At 42.5% G+C, this 20,513-nt stretch carries 17 protein-coding genes; 9 read left to right on the top strand and 8 right to left on the bottom strand.

The genetic code is table 11. From position 1 onward, the window contains the following. Positions 1-726, top strand: coding sequence for a hypothetical protein (locus tag ACKPCE_RS12470; protein WP_319505426.1), 726 nt, complete (start codon positions 1-3; stop codon positions 724-726). 332 nt (positions 727-1,058) lie between these two features. On the opposite strand, the gene ACKPCE_RS12465 is transcribed toward ACKPCE_RS12470, so the two are convergent. Together ACKPCE_RS12465 and ACKPCE_RS12460 are read right to left on the bottom strand one after the other, a co-directional pair. After that, a complete protein-coding gene (locus ACKPCE_RS12465; RefSeq protein ID WP_319505425.1) occupies positions 1,059-2,243 on the bottom strand; it encodes an ATP-binding protein in 1,185 nt (394 codons plus the stop codon). A gap of 157 nt (positions 2,244-2,400) precedes the next feature. Further along, complete coding sequence (locus ACKPCE_RS12460) at positions 2,401-3,048, bottom strand: YiiX/YebB-like N1pC/P60 family cysteine hydrolase (RefSeq protein WP_319505424.1); 648 nt, start codon at positions 3,046-3,048, stop codon at positions 2,401-2,403. 379 nt (positions 3,049-3,427) lie between these two features. Between ACKPCE_RS12460 and ACKPCE_RS12455 the strand changes: the two genes are divergently transcribed. Next, a complete protein-coding gene (locus ACKPCE_RS12455; protein WP_407654976.1) occupies positions 3,428-4,294 on the top strand; it encodes a DNA/RNA non-specific endonuclease in 867 nt (288 codons plus the stop codon). Positions 4,295-4,310: 16 nt separating this feature from the next. On the opposite strand, the gene ACKPCE_RS12450 is transcribed toward ACKPCE_RS12455, so the two are convergent. Together ACKPCE_RS12450 and ACKPCE_RS12445 are read right to left on the bottom strand one after the other, a co-directional pair. Further along, positions 4,311-5,690, bottom strand: coding sequence for an aldo/keto reductase (locus tag ACKPCE_RS12450; RefSeq protein ID WP_319505423.1), 1,380 nt, complete (start codon positions 5,688-5,690; stop codon positions 4,311-4,313). Between the two features lie 20 nt (positions 5,691-5,710). Further along, a complete protein-coding gene (locus tag ACKPCE_RS12445) occupies positions 5,711-7,207 on the bottom strand; it encodes a 4Fe-4S binding protein (protein ID WP_319505966.1) in 1,497 nt (498 codons plus the stop codon). A gap of 168 nt (positions 7,208-7,375) precedes the next feature. Between ACKPCE_RS12445 and ACKPCE_RS12440 the strand changes: the two genes are divergently transcribed. From ACKPCE_RS12440 to ACKPCE_RS12430, 3 genes are all read left to right on the top strand, one after another. After that, positions 7,376-8,314 (top strand): homocysteine S-methyltransferase family protein, encoded by a 939-nt coding sequence (locus tag ACKPCE_RS12440; protein WP_319505422.1) that lies wholly within the window; start codon positions 7,376-7,378, stop codon positions 8,312-8,314. Positions 8,315-8,436: 122 nt separating this feature from the next. Beyond that, complete coding sequence (locus tag ACKPCE_RS12435) at positions 8,437-8,853, top strand: DUF8440 family protein (RefSeq protein ID WP_319505421.1); 417 nt, start codon at positions 8,437-8,439, stop codon at positions 8,851-8,853. Between the two features lie 75 nt (positions 8,854-8,928). Next, positions 8,929-9,468 carry a DUF8460 domain-containing protein gene (locus ACKPCE_RS12430; protein ID WP_319505420.1) on the top strand — a complete coding sequence of 180 codons (540 nt, stop codon included), beginning with the start codon at positions 8,929-8,931 and terminating at the stop codon, positions 9,466-9,468. Positions 9,469-9,566: 98 nt separating this feature from the next. Here the strand turns inward: ACKPCE_RS12430 and ACKPCE_RS12425 are convergent, their stop codons facing one another. The 4 genes from ACKPCE_RS12425 to ACKPCE_RS12410 all read right to left on the bottom strand — a co-directional run bounded on the left by ACKPCE_RS12425 (position 9,567) and on the right by ACKPCE_RS12410 (position 15,960). Continuing rightward, positions 9,567-10,259 (bottom strand): glutamine amidotransferase-related protein, encoded by a 693-nt coding sequence (locus tag ACKPCE_RS12425; RefSeq protein WP_319505419.1) that lies wholly within the window; start codon positions 10,257-10,259, stop codon positions 9,567-9,569. A gap of 4 nt (positions 10,260-10,263) precedes the next feature. After that, on the bottom strand, positions 10,264-12,348 hold the full coding sequence (dpp5, locus tag ACKPCE_RS12420; RefSeq protein ID WP_319505418.1) for a dipeptidyl-peptidase Dpp5: 2,085 nt from the start codon (positions 12,346-12,348) through the stop codon (positions 10,264-10,266). Positions 12,349-12,483: 135 nt separating this feature from the next. Further along, positions 12,484-14,325 carry a membrane protein insertase YidC gene (yidC, locus tag ACKPCE_RS12415; RefSeq protein WP_319505417.1) on the bottom strand — a complete coding sequence of 614 codons (1,842 nt, stop codon included), beginning with the start codon at positions 14,323-14,325 and terminating at the stop codon, positions 12,484-12,486. Positions 14,326-14,358: 33 nt separating this feature from the next. Continuing rightward, on the bottom strand, positions 14,359-15,960 hold the full coding sequence (locus ACKPCE_RS12410; RefSeq protein ID WP_319505416.1) for a CTP synthase: 1,602 nt from the start codon (positions 15,958-15,960) through the stop codon (positions 14,359-14,361). A gap of 204 nt (positions 15,961-16,164) precedes the next feature. On the opposite strand from ACKPCE_RS12410, the gene ACKPCE_RS12405 reads away from it, so the two are divergent. From ACKPCE_RS12405 to rsxC, 4 genes are all read left to right on the top strand, one after another. Further along, complete coding sequence (locus ACKPCE_RS12405) at positions 16,165-17,535, top strand: DUF3078 domain-containing protein (RefSeq protein WP_319505415.1); 1,371 nt, start codon at positions 16,165-16,167, stop codon at positions 17,533-17,535. A 312-nt stretch (positions 17,536-17,847) separates the two neighbouring features. After that, the gene (locus ACKPCE_RS12400) at positions 17,848-18,270 is read left to right on the top strand and encodes a SoxR reducing system RseC family protein (protein ID WP_277638547.1); all 423 of its coding nucleotides are present in this window, start codon (positions 17,848-17,850) and stop codon (positions 18,268-18,270) included. 7 nt (positions 18,271-18,277) lie between these two features. Further along, positions 18,278-19,144: a Fe-S cluster domain-containing protein gene (locus ACKPCE_RS12395; protein WP_024995647.1), complete on the top strand. Its 867-nt coding sequence runs from the start codon at positions 18,278-18,280 to the stop codon at positions 19,142-19,144. Positions 19,145-19,178: 34 nt separating this feature from the next. Continuing rightward, complete coding sequence (gene rsxC / locus ACKPCE_RS12390) at positions 19,179-20,513, top strand: electron transport complex subunit RsxC (RefSeq protein ID WP_277638360.1); 1,335 nt, start codon at positions 19,179-19,181, stop codon at positions 20,511-20,513.

Here is a 20,513-nt window from a genome sequence, read left to right as displayed (position 1 = left end):
ATGAATGAAATCGAAACTTTAAAGGAGGAACTTGAAGAATTGAATAATGGAGAAGAACGACTTATTAATTTAGCTGAAAACGCATACAAGGACAATGAGTACATCAAAGCTAAGTTTTATATAGACAGATTACTTAAAAAACATCCAGAATCATCAAAGTTTACATATTATAAAAATATGTTAGTTGAAATTGAACCAAAAGTTCAAAACGAATTAAAGAAAATTGAAAAGAAAAGAAAGGATAGTATACGTCTTGCCAACATTAATAAACTCGGAATATGGAAAATAGGTTATTATGTAAACAATTTCGATGAACCAACAGGGGAACGTTATGTTGAAACTTATGTTAATGGCACATTTAGTAATTCAGCAACTACTAACTCTGATTTAAGAGTCTGTTTTATAATTGATAAAAATAGCATAAGAATTCAACTTTATGAATATGCAGGGAATCACCCTATTAAAGGAGAAGGTTTTTTAAAATTTACAATTAAAGATTCTAATGATAAAATACATACAGTAAAATCATATAATAATGATTCTGGGGATAATACTATTGAAGAAGAATACTTTGATGAGGTAAAGGCTATATTGCTAAATGGTGGAAAAATAAAGTTTGTAGCTCTTGCAGATAAATATGGAAGCCCAAGTGAATATAAATTTGAAATAGTTAATGCTGATTATTTAGAAAATGCATTAATTAAAATATCCGCTAATGCAAAATAGATGGAGCAATAATAAATATTCGTATCGGGAGCTACACATCAGTTATTAACAATAAGGATGATATACAAACTGGCCGATAATATAATGTAAGTAATGCTACTGTGCTTTTGGGAAAGACTGTTTCTTATTCATAGCATAATCATATTGTTGTGCAATAGCTTTCTAAAAATGGGATTGTATTGATAGAATGAAAAATGCCTTTTAGCTGATGGCTTATGTTATTAGAGGGTAGCCGAAAAAATCATAAAGAGTACAATAAATGATTAATAATAGCGCATATAATCGAATTATCCATGCAAATAATCGCATAAACGTAAACCTCTCTTTTTTAACTAAAACAACTCTTTCGGATTAATCTTCAAAAACTCATCATACGGAATTCCTCCGGTGCCAACAAGCAATATTTTTTCGGGATGGAACTTTTCTGCAAACACACTCATTCCTGCATTGTCGGCTTTCATACCGCTTTTAACTTCTAGCCCGATTATTTTATCTCCTTTCTCCAATATAAAGTCAACTTCGTTATTGCCTTCGCGCCAGTAGTAGAGATTGTATCTTTCAGAGATGGAATAGTTAATTAAATGTGCTCCTACAGAAGATTCAACCAATCGTCCCCATAGCTCGGGATTAATGATGGTTTTCTCATACGTATCATTACTTTGTGAAGTAATTAAGGCATTATTATATACTTGGAACTTGGGACTTGAACCACGTTTGCGGATAATATCTCCGGCGTATTTATCCAAACCACCCAATAGTCCGCAATCAGATAAGATTTTCAAGTAATTGGCTAATGTAACGGTGTTTCCCGCATCTTGAAGCTGCCCAATGATTTTTGTATACGACAGGATCTGTCCGGAATATAAACTGCCAAGTTCAAACAGCCGTTTCAATAAGGCGGGTTTATCTACCCGTGTCAGCATCAATATATCTTTTGAGATGCTGGTCTCAATAAGCGAATCTTTTATGTAGTTCTTCCAACGTTCCTCATCATTGATTAACGAAGCCGATCCAGGATAACCACCGAAATAAACATATTGCTCAATGCTCCACCCAAACGCCTCTTGCATCTCCGGATAAGACCAATGTCCCAAATAGAGTGTTTCAAATCGACCGGCTAAAGATTCTGTCAATCCTTTCTGAATTAATAAACGGGAGGATCCGAGGAGGATTACCTTTATGTTAATGTTTTCACGAGTGTCCTTATCCCATTGTTGTTTGACGATTTCGCTCCAGTTATCTATCTTTTGTATTTCATCAATAACCAATAAGTATTCCGTTGCGCCCGATGCTTTTAATCTCAATCTAGCCGATTCCCACACTTGCACTAACCAAGCTGAATTTGTGGCAGAAATAGCATCTGCAGATTCAAATAGATTGAAAACAGATAGCTCTGATAAAAGCTGGCTTATCATCGTAGTTTTACCTACTTGACGCGGCCCTAAAATAACTTGAATGAACTTTCTAGGCTCTTCTATTCGTGATTTAACTAGCTCAATATGAGGTCTTTGAAACATAAATAATAAATTTACTCAGTGTGATGAGCAAATTTACTCAACGTATTTGAAAAAGCCAACTATTTCTTCTTATATTTTAAAATTTTATGATTCAAAATGTTTTTAAGATTATTGACTTTACCACAAATCTCTTCAATGAATCGGCAAACCCTTCACGTCACAACTCCCCAAGTATCTCAATCACATCTGCTTTTGACATGGCTCCGGGGTTGATTCCCGGTTCGCCTTCGGGGATGGGTTGCCCCAGTTTTTTATAATACTCAACCCATTCGGGGGTGAAATCCTTGCTTCCGGGGGCTTTGAAAGTCATGGCGTTCAGCGTAAACACGGGGACGTTTTGGTTGGCTTTAAGGAAGATTTCGTATACCAGTTCGGAGCAATAATACATGTCGTTGTTGAGAATAAAGGCGCTGTCGTAGTCTTTGCCAACAAGCCGGCGGGCTTCTTCAATGGCTTGCGGGATGAGTGATTGGAAACGTGGTTTCATTCGGGCCAGTACGGAGACGGGCGGACAGGATTTCTCTGCTTCGGGATGCAGGAACTCTTTCAGCGGGGTGATGGCTACACGCGGACGGGTGGCTTCAACCACAAAGGTGTCTTTCTGATGAATCCATACGATTCCTACATGCGTAAACTGATAACCGGAAATGCTGGTGGTAACTCCTTTAATGGCATCGTTCATGGTGCCGCGACACGACTCCTGAAATATTAAATCGCCGTTGCGCAGGGGAGTAGCGGCGTAGACTACTGAGCAACTGATGCTTATTGCTACCAGCATTAACAGGGTTCTTATGGATTGTTTCATGGGTGCTTTCTTTTTTTTGTTACCACAAAGTTAGCATAAATATAGTAAAGACTATGCTAATTGGGCACTAGTAGTAAGCCATTTCTTAAGGAAGACTAGTTCGTCATCGCATGCCATGCCATTCGTCACGGGTAGCGGTGACTGTTGTCCCCGCATGCGGGGCTATTCGTCACAGGTAGCGGGGACGAACTGTATATAAAGAAGAAATGGCTTAGTTTGTACGGTGTATTGCCTTAGTATAGGCGCTGTTTTTGCTTAGCTTGTTTGTGGTAAAGGGATATTTTAGGTTGGCTTTCCGTTTCTGTTGTAAGCGAAATGTATTACCTTCGCACTGGTTTTACAAAGTGGCAAAGGTTTGTTGCGTAACGGAATGACTTGTATGGGTAAAAAGAAAAATAGCAAAGCGAAATTTGTATGGATGGTAGTTGTTGCCGGATTGTTTTATCTGGCTCAATTCGCATGGAATGAAATACCGGATGTTACGGATGGCAAGAAAGTTTCTCTGAATAAAGAGGAGGCAACGGTATCTGCTTTGCCCATGAAAGTGGATGATGTGATTGAAATTCCTGCCCGGCTCACGGATCGTCCGGAACTCATTTTGGTGCGCAAGGGTTACACGGTTTCTTACAATAAAAAGACGAAATTGCCGATTTGGGTTGCGTGGAAGCTAACGCCCCGGCGTTTGGTGGACAGAGAGAGCCGGACGAATGATTTCTTGCCCGACCCGGATTTGAGTCCCAACGAGGCGGTTACCACGGATGATTATAAACGTTCAGGCTATGACCGCGGGCACATGTGTCCGGCAGGCGATAATAAATGGACGCGCATGGCTATGGTCGAGAGTTTTTACATGACTAACATTTGTCCGCAGAACAACAACCTGAACAGGGGCGACTGGAAGGAGCTGGAAGAGGCGTGCCGGGAGTGGGCAAAGGAGAGCGGGGCTGTGTACATTGTGTGCGGACCGGTTTTGTATGACCGCCCGCATAAAACCATTGGCAAGCATAAAGTGGCAGTTCCCGAAGCGTTTTTTAAGGTGGTGTTGTCTTTGGGCGACCATCCGAAGGCGATCGGTTTTATTTATAAAAACACATCGGGCAATCATCCGCTCGATGCTTATGTGAACTCGGTTGATGAGGTGGAGCGTATCACCGCCATCGATTTCTTTCCGGCTTTGCCCGATGAGGTAGAGAAGAGCATAGAAGCGCAGAAAGATATCAATGACTGGGTGTTTCCCTCGAACTAATTCGGGCGAGGGGACTTTATAAGGTGTTTTGCTTGAGCTGCTCCACAAAGGCATCAATGCGATGAAGCTCTTCGGGTATCTCAATGCTTTGCGGACAGTGGGGCTTGCATATTTCGCAACCTATGCAGTGGCTGGCCTGTCGCAAGCGGGGCACCGTTCTGTCGTAGCCCACCAAAAAGGCCGTTCGCGCCTCACGATAAATAGGATCTTGCTGACTTTTGGGTACGTTGCCTTCGTTCACGCATTTGTTGTAGTGCATGAATATGGTTGGTATGTCTATTCCATACGGGCACGGCATGCAATATTTGCAGTCGGTGCAGGGTATGGTGGGGTATTTCAGCAGGATCTGCGCCGTTTCTTCGAGGAAGTCTTTCTCTTCGTCGGTTAGCGGTTCCAGTGGTGAATAAGTGCGAATGTTGTCTTGCAGGTGCTCCATGTACGTCATGCCGCTCAACACGGACAGAACGTTTTCGGGCGATCCCGAGAAACGAAATGCCCAAGAGGCCACGCTGTCTTCGGGACGCCTTTCTTTGAGGCGGGCCACCAGACTGTCGCTCAGCTTCGTTAGCCGGCCGCCCAGCAGCGGTTCCATAACCAAGGCTCTGATTCCTTTTTTAACCAGCTCGCCATACAGATAATCGGCGTTGACGTTGAAACCCGATGCGTGCTTCCAGTCAACATAGTTGAGCTGAATGAGCACAAAATCCCACTTGATGTCCGATGCCAACAGGTAATCATACACTTCCACCTCGCCGTGAAAAGAAAAGCCGAGGTTGCGTATGCGTCCCGCTTTGCGCTCATTGAGCAAAAAATCGAGCAGGCCGTTATCAAAATACCTTTCTTTCAAAGCACTGATTCCTCCGCCGCCAACTGCATGCAGCAGGTAATAGTCAATGTAATCTGTTTGCAAGTCTTGAAACGACTGCTTGTACATGGCGATGGAATTCTCGCGGCTGTAATTCTGAAAGTTCGAGAGTTTGGTCGAGATAAAGTACTTGTTGCGCGGATGTCTTTTCAGCGCGATGCCCGTAGCCTTCTCGGACAATCCCTGCACGTAAACGGGCGATGTGTCGAAGAAGTTCACTCCGTGGGCAATGGCATAGTCAACCAATCGGTTCACCTGCTCTTGGTCTATAATTTCTCCTTTACCGTCGGGTGAAGGCATGGTGGGCCAACGCATGCAACCGTAGCCCAAAAGCGATACGCGGTCGCCCGTACTGGGGTTGATGCGGTAGGTCATTTTATCTGTGGGCACGGGCAGTTGGGCACTGCTCTTGCTGCTTTGTTTCTTGTCTGAATGGCAACCATATAATAAGGTGGTGCCGGCTGCCGCACCTACGCCCATCATTTTTAGAAAATGGCGGCGGTTGATTTTATTTTTATCTTGTTCTTTCATGTTCAGAATCTTTCGAAAGATTATATTACTCGGTGCATTTCGTGACCCTCCACGTAGATGGCGCTAAACGGGCGGGCAGGGCATAAGTTCTCGCAGGCTCCGCAGCCGATGCAGCGCTCGGTGTTTACCACCGGTATCTCCAATGAATCGGGGGCTTTGCTCGAAGGAACCATCAAGATGGCGCCGGCGGGACAATGACGGGCGCAGTTTCCGCATTTTACTTCGTCGGTTATCACCACACAATTGGCTTTGATCCATACGGCGTGCCCTATCTGTGTTGACGATTTGTCGGCACGGCTGATCAGATCAATGGCGCCTGTGGGACAAACTTCGGAGCATTTGGTGCATTCGGGGCGGCAATAGCCTCTTTCGTACGTCATCTCGGGTTGCATCCAGTTGCTGAGTTTTTGCGAAGGCAGTAATATTTCGTTGGGGCAAACCGTTACGCAGAGCTGACAGGCGGTGCAATGTTGTGCCATGTGGTGCAGGCCTCGGGAGCCGGGAGGCACGATGGGAGTGAGGCGGTTGGGCACTTTCTTGTCTTCAATGGCCGCCAGTCCGCCATCTACCTTTTTCTCTTGGGCTTTCAGAAAGGAGGTGGTGGCAATCAACGCCGTGAGCGATAGGAAATCTCTGCGGTTGTTCGGACTACCTTCTGCCGGAGTGGCGGGCATTTCCGCAGCAACCGACTGGGTTGCCTTAGGGGCATGTGCGTAAGTGATGGCACCTTTGGTGCAGCTGTTCAGGCAGTCCATGCAGGTTACACAACGACTGTAATCAATGCTGTGCTCTTTGGTGTTGATGCACGAGGCTTTGCAATTGCGTGAACAGAGTCCGCACGAATTGCATTTATCGGTATTAATAATCGGTTTGAGGTAGGAGTATTTCGATAAGAAGCCCAGAAAGGTACCTACCGGACAAACGGTGTTGCAATAAGTTCTTCCGTTTCGCCAAGCCAATACGCTGACAACGACCAGTGTTACGGCGGCGGTAATGAGGACGGACAGGCTTCTGATCCATATATTTGTGTGATAGAACGCGTAGCTTTCCATCCGCTCAGCGGCATCGGCCAGCAGGTTGTTTATCCACAAATAAGCAGGATTGAGGAGGTTTGCCGCTATTCTTCCGAAGGCGCTGTAGGGATCGAGCAGGGCTACCAGTGAGCCGACTCCGGCTACCAGGGCAACAATAAAAAGAATCAGCACGCCATAACGCAACCGGTTCATGGCCGGCGAATAGGAGAAACGTCTTTTCTTGCGCTTTCCGGCTATCCACGAAACAACATCTTGGAACACACCCAGCGGGCAGATGACGGAACAATATATTCTGCCGGCGAGCAACGTAAGCAGAACGAGGAACAAAACGACACCTACATTCATTGCCAGTATGGCAGGGAGCAGCTGTATTTTGGCAAGCCAGCCCAGCCAGGGGTGCAGCGTGCCTGTAAAATCAAGAAAAAGCAGTGTGATAAGTACAAAACACACCACGGCGGCAATAAGCCTGACAGTTCGTAGCATCATGTTTTTCTTTCTAAAAAATCAATAAGGTTGGTAACTTGTATGGAAAACCGTTATACATGGACAAAAATAAAGCTTTTTGATTGATAAATGCATCATGTAGTCATAAAAGATTTATAATTTTGTGTTTCAGGTTTATTTATCAGCAATTCATATAATATAATAGGTATGCAAAATTTCATTCAGTGCATTCATACGAATAAATGCGTTCTCTTGGAGGGGGCCTTGGGCGAGAGATTGAAACGGGAGTTCCATCTGTCGTTTCATCCCGATGTGGCTATGGCCGATTTAATCTATTCGGAGGCGGGTAGGGCGGCATTGAGGTCTTTGTGGAACGGGTATCTGGATATTGCCCGTAGGCATCAACTGCCGTTTTTGGCAACAACTCCTACCCGAAGAGCCAATTCGGAGCGTGTGCTGAAAAGCGGTATGACTCATCAGATCATATCTGATAATGTTCTTTTCTTGAAGGAAATTCAATCGCACGCGGGCATGGAGATGTATGTTGGCGGTTTAATGGGGTGCAAAGGCGATGCTTACACGGGTAGTGATGCTTTGAATGAAGAGGATGCATACCGTTTTCATTCCTGGCAGGCGGAGCAATTCAAGGAAGCCGGTGCCGATTTTTTATTTGCGGGCATCATGCCTGTTTTATCCGAAGCGATAGGGATGGCTCGCGCCATGTGCAGCACGGGAATTCCTTATATAATCAGTTTCACCATCGAACGAAATGGGTTGTTGATTGACGGAACGAGTATTCATCAGGCTATCGAAACGATTGATGCTGCAACGGATGTTCCTCCGGTGTGCTACATGACTAATTGTGTTCACCCCGGCATTGTGTATGATGCTTTGCATCGGGCATTCAATGATACGGATCTGGTGAGAAAACGTTTCTTGGGCATACAGGCCAATACGTCGCCGCTTTCTTATGCTGAACTTGATAATGCGGTCGATTTGAAGAGTTCGGACCCGGTGGCGCTTGCGTGTGACATGATGAAGTTACGGCAAGAAAACGGACTTCGCATCTTTGGAGGTTGTTGCGGCACGGACTACAGGCACATGGAAGAAGTGGCTCGTTTGCTGACTGCAGGAGCCTGTTTATAGGCGGTTAGCCAGCTTGTAACGGACTGCTGCCTACGATTTTTAATGTTTTTAGGGAGAATAAACTTAAATAAATAACGATTTTAAGCAAATAAGCGGATTTAAAACTATATTTGCAGCCATCTATGGTACGAGTGATAAAAGTAGCCTTGTTTATTCTGTCTGTTATAGCTGTGTGCTATGTGGACTGTTCTGTCTTGTTGCAGCCGGAAGCTGTAGCAGGCGGTGCTGCTCATGCTGCTGATCACTCTTCCGCATTTACCTCAAAGACCTACACGATTGACATGGTGAGGCATTCAAACTTCTCGGATGCTGAACTGGGCAGTGGCTTTTGCGACGGCTATCATGCCGTTGATACCCGCCTGCAACGCGTAAATCTGGTAGAATATCACGGTTCTTTGAGGGGCATTCTTCAATGTATGTCTCTGCATAAATCGTCCGAGTTCATGCACAAATGGCCTGCGCTGCTGCATGCTCCGTATCGAACGGTATCAGGACTCACCAATTATTATGTGTATACGTTAAGACGCATCATGATTTAGCTGTTTAAATACGTGTTTTTTTGTTGACCTTTCTCTTTTTAATCATTGATTAAATAACGTTTAAACAGTATTTATATGACAGATAATGTTCAGGTTGCAACTATTTTTGCATCCTCTTACGCCGATGTGGCGAAGAAAGCCAGTGCGTCAAAAATTGGAATCTCATTAACGATGTTGGCTTTAGGTGTTTTGAGTTTTGTTTCCATTCTTGGAATGGACGATAGGTCGTCAACTTTAAGCATGATGGCCATGGTGGCGGGTTCTGTTTTGTTTCTTACAGGAGTTTTCCGCTTGTTCTGGAAATCAAAACAGATGGTTTACGTACCTACAGGTAGTGTTGTGAAAGAAAAAAGTGTGTATTTTGATTTGAAGCATCTCGATGCACTGAAGGATGGTTTGGATAAGAAGGATTTTTCTTCTTTGAAAGCTTTAAAAAGTGAAACAAGCGGAAATTTGAGAATGGATGTGCTGGTTTCTGCCGATCATCAGTTTTCAGTTGTGCAATTGTTCCAGTTTGTGCCTTACAACTACACGCCAATTACAGGCTTGTATCATTATAAAGAGCAAGAGGCTTCTGCTTTTGGAACTTTTTTAGTGAGTGCTACTACACATTAAGAAGACTTGATTTCATAATTTAGTTATATTTAGTTGGTTGTCCGGCAAAGCATTTTAGTATGTTTTGCCGGACTTTTTTATGGTGCATCGGCACGCATTTAGTTGAGGTTGAGTATCCAACGGGCTATGGTTGCTCCTTGTGCAGTTTGCAATTGCAGGCTTTCTGTCGCTTTCCGAATCAGCTCTGCATCTTTTCCTTTTGCTTTTTCTAGAACGTGTTGGGCGTATTGTTTGGTGTATTCGGGGTGTCCCTGAAAACACAAAATATGATTGCCCACCATGAAGGCTTCGTTTGGACAGAAATCACTCGTTGCAAGCAGTTCGGCTTCGGGTGGTAATTGCATTACCTGATCGTTGTGGTTGTAGTTAAGGTACATCTTTCCGTCAGGGAAGTACTTCAATGCTTTGGGATGTATCACTTGAGACGATCGGATTCCCGTGCCCCATCCTTTACCGGAGGGAGCCACTTCGCCACCCAATGCCTGGGCGATGGCCTGATGTCCGAAACAAAATCCCACGAGCTTGGCTTTGGCCTGATGGGCGCTGCGGATAAAGTCAAGCAAATTAGTCACCCACGGCAGATTTTCATAGGCGCCGGCCCGACTGCCGGCAATGAGATTGATCTCATTACCGTTCAGCTGAGGTAAATTTCCTTTTTGCACATCAAACAATTCGTATTCTATTGTTGCGTCAACCTGATTGAAAAGGTTGTATATCAACGTAGGAAAGGTTGGAAGAAAAGGTGGGAGGATGTCTTCAAACCAATCACAAACTAATATATTTATTTTCATGCTCTTATTTTTTTAACCATTTGTCTAACCATTCGAAGAAGGTGCGTTGCCACAAAATGCCGTTCTGTGGTTTAAGAACCCAATGGTTCTCATCCGGATAAAGAAGCAATTGGGCGGGAACGCCTCTTAATATGGCTGCGTTAAATGCTGCCATTCCTTGCGAAGCAAGTATGCGATAATCTTTTTCGCCGTGTATGCAGAGGATGGGTGTGTCCCATTTGTCGACAAACTGATGGGGAGAATTGGCAAAGGTGCGTTGCGCTGTTGCATTGTTTCTTTCCCAATAGGCGCCTCCCATGTCCCAGTTGGCAAACCACATCTCTTCTGTTTCGAGGTATTGCATTTCCATATTGAAAATACCGTCGTGTGCAATAAATGCTTTGAAGCGTTTGTTGTGATGACCGGCCAGCCAGTAAACTGAGAAACCGCCAAAGCTGGCACCAACACAGCCCAGTCTGTCTTTATCAACAAACGGTTCCTTAGCCATTTCGTCAATAGCGGTGAAGTAGTCGTTCATGCACTGTCCGCCGTAATCGCCACTGATTTGTTCGTTCCATTCTTTACCGAATCCGGGCAGTCCTCTGCGGTTGGGGGCAACAATAATGTAATCGTTGGAAGCCATGATCTGCAAGTTCCATCTATATGACCAGAATTGGCTGACTGCGCTTTGCGGACCTCCCTGACAGTAGAGCAGGGTGGGGTGTTTTTTAGTCGGATCGAACTTAGGGGGATAGATAACCCATGTCAACATGCGCTTGCCGTCGGTTGTTGTCATCCAACGTTCTTCTACCTTGCCCATTTCAATTTGGTCGGTTATGTGCTTGTTTTCGAAGGTCAGCTGGGTTGCTTTTCCTTTTAAATCGACAGCATAAATGTCATCGGGCATGCTCATGGAGTGTCTTGTCGCAATAAGTTTCTTTCCGCAGAGTGCGATGGAAGCATAATCGTGCTGACCGCTTGTGAGTGCCTTGATGGAATTGTCTTTCAGGTTGACTGAGTAAATTTGTGAAGTGGCGTGCCAAACTCCGGTGAAATAAATACTTTTACTATCGGTGTTCCAGCAGAAACCGTCAACGTTGGATTCAAATGCCTGACTGACAAAGCGTTTTTCTCCGGTTTCCAGGTTCATAACGAAGAGACGATTGAGGTCGGCTTCGTATCCGTCGCGTTCCATGCTTAACCAAGCAATGCTCTTTCCGTCGGGCGAATATTGCGGATTGGTGTCATAACCCATCATACCTTCGGTTATGTTAACCGTCTTTTTTGTTTGCAGGTCGTACACGTAGATGTCTGAATTGGTAGAAACGGCATATTCTTTGCCTGTCTTCTTGCGACTGGTGTAAGCGATCTTGTCGGAAGTGGTGTTCCATGTCAGCTGTTCCATGCCGCCAAAGGGTTTCATGGGACTTTCATAAGGTTCTCCTTGCATGATGTCGGTTACATTGCTCAAAGAAGAGCCGTCAAAATCGGCAACGAAAGGATGTGGAGCGGTTGTAACCCATTCATCCCAATGCTTATACATGAGGTCGTTCACTACAACTCCTGAAGCTTTTGGCAGGTCGGGGTATTTATCGGCTGTGCTCGGAACGGTTTTTACCTGAGCAATAAAAAGAACTTTCTTTCCGTCAGGTGAGAAAGAGAAGCCTTCTACATCTCCATCGTATTGAGACAATTGCTTCCGGTTCGTGCCGTCGAGGTCCATTTCCCAAAGCTGACTGCTTCCGCTCTCTGAACTGAGAAAAGCAATTTTGCTTCCTCCTTTAATAAAGGTTGCTTCGTTTTCCGAAAAAGGAGTAGCTGTGAGCTGCTGTTGTCCACTGCCGTCGGCATTCATGATGAATATCTCACGGTTACTTTTGTTTTGCGGAACGCTATAATAAGCTACCGTATACACTACTTTTTTGTTATCGGGCGATACGGATACACCGCCCATACGGCCCATAGCCCAGAGTGCTTCGGGAGTCATACGCCCGTCGGTGATGCGGACTTCCGACTTTCCAATCAGTTCCTGACTTGCATTCGCCGCATCAGCTGTGCTTGTGGCTAGTGCCATGGCTGCCGACATAATCATTAGGTTTGCAGATTTCATATTAATAATTCGTTTTATAATTGTCATGCCGTAAAGATACGATTATTTTCAAAGCAATAAAAAAACTCCGCCGGGCAATCATTGCGAGGCGGAGTTTATCGTTAGCTGAAAAATATCAAATCAAATTCCAAAGTTTTACTTTTTGCCTTTGGGACGGTCTTTCATTATTTGTTCCTGTTGTTTCTGCATCTGTTCCAAACGAGCAGCAAAACCTGATTTCTTCTTGGGCTTTGCTTTTTTGACTTCCAGTTGAGCCAACAGCTTGTCTTCACTCGTTACTCTACGCAAAACAATCATGGTTACTACACTGATTAGGGTAGAGATGAAGTAGTAATAGTTCAAACCGGCGGGGTAGTCGTTCAATACGAATAGGAACATAACCGGCATAAGGTACATCATCCACTTCATTGCAGCCATTTGTTGCTGTCCGGTATCTTGTTGTGACATGGTAAACTTAGTATTCAAAATATTAGTTACCGTCATCAAAATACAGAATAAGCTCAAGTGATTGCCCAAGAACGGAATGTGGAAGGGGAACGTCACAATGGCATCATACGTTGAAAGGTCATCTGCCCAAAGAAAACTTTCCTGACGAAGCTCAATAGCGCTTGGTACAAACATGAAGAGTGCCATTAAAATTGGGAATTGAAGCAACATAGGTAAGCATCCGCCCATGGGACTTACGCCGTATTGGCTATAGAGTGACATGACTTCCTGCTGTTTCTTCATGGCGTCTTCCTGCTTGGGGTATTTCTTATTTATTTCTTCCACCTGAGGTCTTAGAACTCGCATCTTGGCAGATGAAATATACGTTTTCCATGTAGCAGGGAATACAACCACTTTTACAATAATTGTCATCAGTAATAATACAATGCCCATGCTTAATCCCCAGCTTGACAACCAGTCGAAGATGTTGATAGTAAACCATTTGTTTATTGATCGTACAACAGGCCATCCCAGATAAACTAAGTTATCGAGTTCCAGCTTATCGTCTCTGTCTTTATCAAAGGCTTTAAGAGTTTTGTAGTGGTTAGGACCGTAATAAAAATGAAGAGCAGTAGGAGCAGAGCCGTTCGGATCAAAGAATGTGCTCATCTCTGAAGCATAGTTTTTGATGTATCCGCTTCCTTGTGTCTCTATCTTTGTCTTTAATACACTTTTCTCAAAATCTTTATCGGCTATCAGCACCGAAGAGAAAAACTGATTTTTATAACCGATCCAGTCAAGTCTTTCAGGAACAGACTTTTCTTCGTCTTTAGATGCCGAAAGGTAATCGGAATTATCACCCGAATACTTGAATGTAAGTTCAGATAGACGGTTTTCATACGTAAAGCCTTTCTCTAATTGACGCGCGCGCTGTGCCCACTGAATGTCGACATAGTTTGTACTGGCTAACTTTCCTTGCATGCCTGTTGCCTGAATAGAAAAGTCTACCATATAGCTGTCGTTGTGTAGTTTGTACACAAAGTCTATGTAACTTGTGCTATCAGCAGCCAAACGCATAGTAAGCGTACTATCTGTTTGGTTTATCGCTTGGAAGTAATAGTCTTTTGATTGTATAACCTCTTCCTTATTATAGAAGTTAAAGTTAAGAGTCGCATCGTTTTCTTTAAAAAGAACCAGCGGTTGTTTGTCTTGTCCTTTGTAATTCTTCAAAAGAACCGAATTAACGTATCCTCCCTTATTAGTCACTGACAGCTTAATCAAATTATTCTCAATAGTCGTAACTTGTTCACTGCCATTGGCTGATTGAAAGAAAACGGAATTGGAATCGGCTGTATTCACCTTCTGGGTTTCATTTGCCAGAGCTGCTGTTTTTTTAGCTTCCAATGCGGCTTCCTGCTGCTTTACTACGGTGATAGAATCATTGTATCGCTGCATGGCAGCTTGTTCTTCATCACTGGGACGACTGAAATAACTGAATCCAATTAGTAATATACCTATTAAAACCAGACCTGTTACGGTGTTTTTGTCCATAAATTTGTTTATATAATAATTGTTAGAAACCTTTTATTTACCAATAGCAGCTTTGATAAAGGAAATAAATAGCGGATGCGGATTAAGCACTGTGCTACTGTATTCCGGATGGAACTGAGTACCAATGTACCATTTCAGTGCTGGAATTTCCACAATCTCAACCAAATCAGATTCCGGATTGACTCCTACACATTTCATGCCGTTGTCTTCAAATTGCTTGCGGTAGTCATTGTTAAATTCATAACGATGGCGATGGCGTTCTTGTATGTGTTCCTGTTTGTAAGCCTGATAGGCTTTGGAATTCTTATTAATGATACATTCAAAAGCTCCCAGACGCATCGTTCCTCCCATATTGGTTATGGCTTTTTGTTCTTCCATAATATCAATAATGTTGTGAGGAGTCTTTTCATTGAATTCAACGGAATTGGCATCTGGGTAACCCAATACGTTGCGGGCAAACTCAATGGCAATGCATTGCATGCCTAAACAAATACCGAAAGTGGGAATGTCATGTTCACGAGTGTATTTGGCTGCAACAAATTTTCCTTCAATACCTCTGGAACCAAAGCCCGGGCATATAACTACGCCATTAACATGACCCAGCTTTTCATCAACATTAGCCTCTGTGAGTTGTTCGGACTGCACATATTCAATCTTCAATTTATGATCATTGTAGGTGGCAGCCTGCGAGAGTGATTCCAATATGGATTTGTAAGCGTCTTGCAATTCAACATACTTACCGACCAAAGCTATTTTCACTTCATCTGTAGCTTGGGATCTTCTCTTCAAGAACTCTTTCCAAGGCTCTAGATTTGGCTTTTCGCCGGTTGGCAATCCCATTTTCTTAAGAATAGTTTCGTCAAGACCTTGATCTTGCATCAACAAGGGAACTTCATATATAGTAGAAGCATCAATGGATTGCACAACAGCTTCTTCGGCCACATTACAGAATAATGCCACTTTCTTACGCAAAGACATGTTTAAGTTGTGCTCTGTTCTAAGCACCAAAACATCCGGCTGTACGCCTAATGACTGTAGCTCTTTTACGGAGTGTTGAGTAGGTTTGGTCTTTAATTCACCGGCAGCAGCTAAGAAAGGCACGTAGGTAAGGTGTACGCATAAAGCATTCTGACCGAGTTCCCATTTTAACTGACGGATGCTTTCAAGATATGGCAATGATTCAATATCACCCACAGTTCCACCTATTTCAGTAATAACAAAGTCAAACTTGTACTTGTTACCAAGTAATTTTACGTTGCGTTTAATTTCGTCGGTAATATGTGGTATCACTTGAATTGTTTTACCCAGAAAATCACCTCTTCGTTCTTTATCTATGACGCTTTTATAAATGCGGCCAGTAGTAATGTTGTTCGCCTTTGTTGTTTGAATGCCCAAAAAACGTTCGTAGTGTCCCAGGTCAAGGTCGGCCTCGTGACCATCTACCGTAACATAGCATTCTCCGTGCTCGTAAGGGTTCAATGTTCCCGGATCAATATTGATATACGGGTCAAACTTTTGAATGGTTACTTTGTAACCTCTTGCTTGAAGCAATTTACCGATGGAAGATGATATAATTCCTTTTCCAAGAGAAGAGGCAACACCACCGGTCACGAAAATGTACTTTGTTTCTCCCACAGTTGTACTGTTTTATATTTTAATTGTTATATACTGTAAGTTGGCTTAAAAATGCAAAATTAGAAAAAAAAGAGGAAGTACATAGGCTTTAGCTAAACAAATTATTGATTTTTGCATTTTACAGATAGAATTGCTCCGGATGTGATTTTTATTTTGTTATTCACCGGATTTTAGTGTATTTTTGCTGTTCAAACATGAATTCGTATGAGGAAACTTTATGCATTTTTGATCTTATTGGTATTATTTCTATCACCGGCAGATGCTCAAAGGTCAGCTAGAAATGGTAGAACACGTGTAAATCACAACACAGACAAAAATCATGTTGATACAGTTCCCAGCTTATTGTATCAGCATTATTTTGGGCAACTTGATTCATTGAATAATGATACGGTTCCCATGAGGTATATTGAATCTGATCCGGACTATTATCAGTTGTTTGTTCCAATAGCTTATTATTATGCTCCCATCAAACAAGCATCTGAGATGAATTGGAGTTTTCAAATGCCCGATTCTGTTCAGTCCATAGGTAGCGGATTGCTATCATACAATGATAAGTTGTTCAATAAAACGGCTCGAACGAATAAACAGGTTAATAAAGTGCTGTTAAACCTGTACGTTAGCAGGCCGGATCTTGTAGTAACAACAGAAGATCAAATAAGGAGCCGCCGTTTGTTCCGTGAAGACATTCCCGTTAAAATGTCATCTGAAACGCGAGTGATGAAACTTTTCAAACCCGAGGAGGTTAAAGAAGATGTTGGGAAAGCTCAAGTGGTTATTCGTAAACCTAATTGGTGGGTTACAGGTGGTAGCGGCTCGCTTCAAATAACTCAAAACTATATTTCTGATAACTGGTACAAAGGTGGAGAAAGTACTAATTCTGTTTTGGGTAACCTGCAGCTCTACGCTAATTATAATGATAAGGAGAAGGTGCAGTTTGAAAACCTGATGGAAATAAAAATGGGATTTAACACGGTTCCTTCGGATACAGTCAGAGAATATAGAATTAATACGGATGTGCTTCGTTTATATAGTAAATTAGGTATTCAGGCGGCTTCGAAGTGGTATTATACTATTTCTTCCGAGTTTAACACCCAATTTTGGAAGAATTATAAAACAAACACCAATAATGTTGTATCTTCATTCATGTCACCGGCTAATTTTATATTCAGTGTCGGTATGGACTATAAATTGAAAAATAAAAAACTAAATTTGTCTGTCTTAATGTCTCCTGTTTCATATAACCTCCGTTATGTTGGTGATAAGAAAGTTGATGAAACAAAATTTGGTTTGGATGAAGGAAAGTCAACTTTGCATGTTATCGGTTCTAAAGTTGAAACCACACTGGCCTGGACAATAATTCCTTCGATAACTCTGAATTCGCGCTTATATTATTTTTCTAATTATCAGAAGGTGGAAGCAGAATGGGAGAACACATTTAATTTTGTGTTGAACCGTTATCTTTCTACAAAGCTGTTTGTGCATGCTCGTTATGACGATAGTTCTACACGCAGTGAAGGATCTAGTTACTTTCAACTGAAAGAGCTTTTAAGCTTTGGTATTAATTACACCTGGTAATTAAGTTCAGTCTCAGGCGAAGGCGCCTTCAGAAAACTGTTTCTATATAGTTTCTGAAGGCGTCTTCGCTTTTTGTATATTGTTGCAAATAAAGCTGTTTTTCTTTTCTTTTGTATTTTATTCCGTTAGCTGAATGATAAATTGAAGTTTATACGATTAATATTCTTTTCCAATGATATAGAATGGTGTAAAAATTGGTTTGTTTGAGCATTCAAAAAAGGCATTTTATACCATATAAAAAACAGTAGAAAGCTTCGTAGTTTATAAATTATGCTTAAATTTGCCGCAATTTGTAATGTTGAGTTTGCAAAAATGGCGGATACTATTAAACATCAAGGTATTGTGGAAAACATAATCGGTTCTCAAATCTTTGTGAGAATTGTCCAAACTACAGGTTGTGCTTCGTGCAGTGCCAGGGGGTATTGTTCTTCTTCAGAAAGCAAAGAGAAGACAATAGAAGTGACTGATTATGATTCAATGAATTATAATGTTGGCGACTTTGTAGAAATTACAGGGCAGACATCAATGGGAATGATGGCTGTGCTGTGGGCTTTCATTTTACCTTTTCTGATTCTTATAATCTCTTTATTTTCAACGATGTCTTTATCAGGTGGCAATGAACTTTTATCATCTGCCGTTTCATTCATACTTCTTGTTCCTTATTACCTAATATTATGGGTAAGCAAGGCTAAAATGAAAAAACATTTTTCATTTACTATAAAACCAATAAAATAACTAATTTATGAATTTGATTCTGATAGCAGTGATTTCTTTGGGGGCTATTGCGCTTATTTCAGCAGCAATATTATTTGTAGCTTCTAAGAAATTTGCCGTGTATGAAGATCCACGTATTGCTAAAGTTGGAGAGGTTTTACCTCAAGCTAATTGTGGAGGTTGTGGTTACCCGGGTTGTAGTGCTTTTGCTGATGCATGTGTAAAAGCAGAGACTTTAGAGGGTAAGTATTGCCCGGTTGGCGGTCAGTCAGTAATGGGACAGGTTGCGTCTATACTCGGTATGGATGCAGAGGCCTCTGATCCAATGGTAGCTGTGGTTAGATGTAACGGAAGCTGCGAACATCGCCCTCGTTTGAATACCTACGATGGTCCGATGAGTTGTGCTATTGCCGCTTCTCTTTATGGAGGAGAGACCGGTTGCAGTTACGGTTGTTTAGGTTGTGGCGATTGTGTGGAAGCTTGCCAGTTTGATGCGATACACATGAACCCTGAAACCGGACTTCCTGAAGTAGATGAGGATAAGTGTACTGCTTGTAATGCGTGCGTTAAAGCTTGTCCTAAATCTATTATTGAACTTCGTGCAAAAGGTAAAAAATCACGCCGTGTGTATGTATCTTGCGTTAACAAGGATAAGGGTGCTTTAACTCGTAAAGCTTGTGATGTAGGATGTATTGGATGCAGTAAATGCGTGAAAGCCTGTCCTTACGAAGCTATCACAGTGACCAGCAATTTGGCTTACATTGATTACAACAAGTGCAAATCTTGCCGTAAGTGCGTGGAAGTCTGCCCTCAGAGTACAATCATTGAGGTTAACTTTCCTCCTCGTAAGCCTAAACAAGAGGCAGTTGAAACTGCTCCGGTAGCTGAAGCATAATAAACAGAATATAAACTGATAAAATACATAATGTATGTTGAAGACATTTTCAATTGGCGGTGTTCATCCGCAAGAAAATAAACTTTCAGCGCATCAACCCATTGTTGCAGCAGATGTTCCTGCAAAAGCAATTATTTTGCTTGGTCAACACATCGGTGCTCCTGCAAAACCAATTGTCGCAAAAGGAGATATGGTTAAAGTGGGTACAAAAATAGCAGATGCAAACGGATTTGTTTCTGCAGCTATCCATTCTTCTGTTAGTGGAAAGATTGCAAAAATAGATTCGGTTATTGATGCTAGTGGCTATGCAAAACCTGCTATTTTTATAGATGTGGAAGGTGATGAATGGGAAGAATCTATTGATCGTGACACAACACTGATAAAAGAATGCTCACTCTCGTCTGAAGAAATTGTGAAGAAAATAGCAGATGCAGGTATTGTTGGTCTGGGCGGCGCTTGTTTCCCAACTCAAGTAAAACTTTGTCCTCCTCCATCATTTACTGCTGAATGTCTTATTATTAATGCGGTAGAGTGCGAACCTTATTTGACTGCCGACCATCAACTGATGTTGGAACGTGCAGAAGAAATTATGGTTGGCGTTTCTATCTTAATGAAAGCTATTAAAGTAAATAAAGCATTCATTGGAATTGAGAATAACAAACCTGACGCCATTGAGCTGATGACCAAGGTTGCATCAACCTACGCAGGAATCAGTGTAGTTCCTTTAAAGGTTAAATACCCTCAGGGAGGTGAGAAGCAATTGATTGACGCTATCATAGCACGTCAGGTTCCTAGTGGAGCATTGCCTATTGCAACAGGTGCAGTTGTTCAAAACGTTGGGACTGCTTTCGCTGTGTATGAAGCTGTTCAAAAGAATAAACCATTACTAGAGCGTGTTATTACAGTAACAGGGAAATCTCTTCAGAAGCCCTCAAACTTCATGGCTAGAATTGGTACGCCAATGAGCCAGTTAATTGATGCTTGTGGCGGATTGCCTGAAGATACCGGTAAAATTATCGGTGGAGGTCCTATGATGGGTAAAGCACTTGTGAACACAGACGTGCCTACAGCCAAAGGAAGCTCAGGTATTCTTATAATGAATAAAAAAGAGGCCAAGCGTGGTGAAGAACGCAATTGTATTCGTTGTTCAAAATGTGTAAGCGTATGTCCGATGGGGCTTGAACCTTTTTTGTTAGGAGCTTTAGCAGAGAACAAGGATTTTGAGAGAATGGAAAAGGAAAGAATTATGGATTGTATTGAATGTGGTTCGTGCCAGTTTACCTGTCCGGCTTATCGTCCTTTATTGGATTATTGTCGTTTAGGAAAATCAAAAGTTGGTGCAATGATTCGCGCACGTCAGGCTAAATAA

Origin of the sequence: Bacteroides graminisolvens (assembly GCF_963666085.1) — a bacterium.
GTDB classification, from domain to species: Bacteria; Bacteroidota; Bacteroidia; order Bacteroidales; family Bacteroidaceae; genus Bacteroides; species Bacteroides graminisolvens.
Note: the sequence above shows the minus strand (reverse complement) of the source record. Positions and strands in the feature narration are given on the sequence as shown.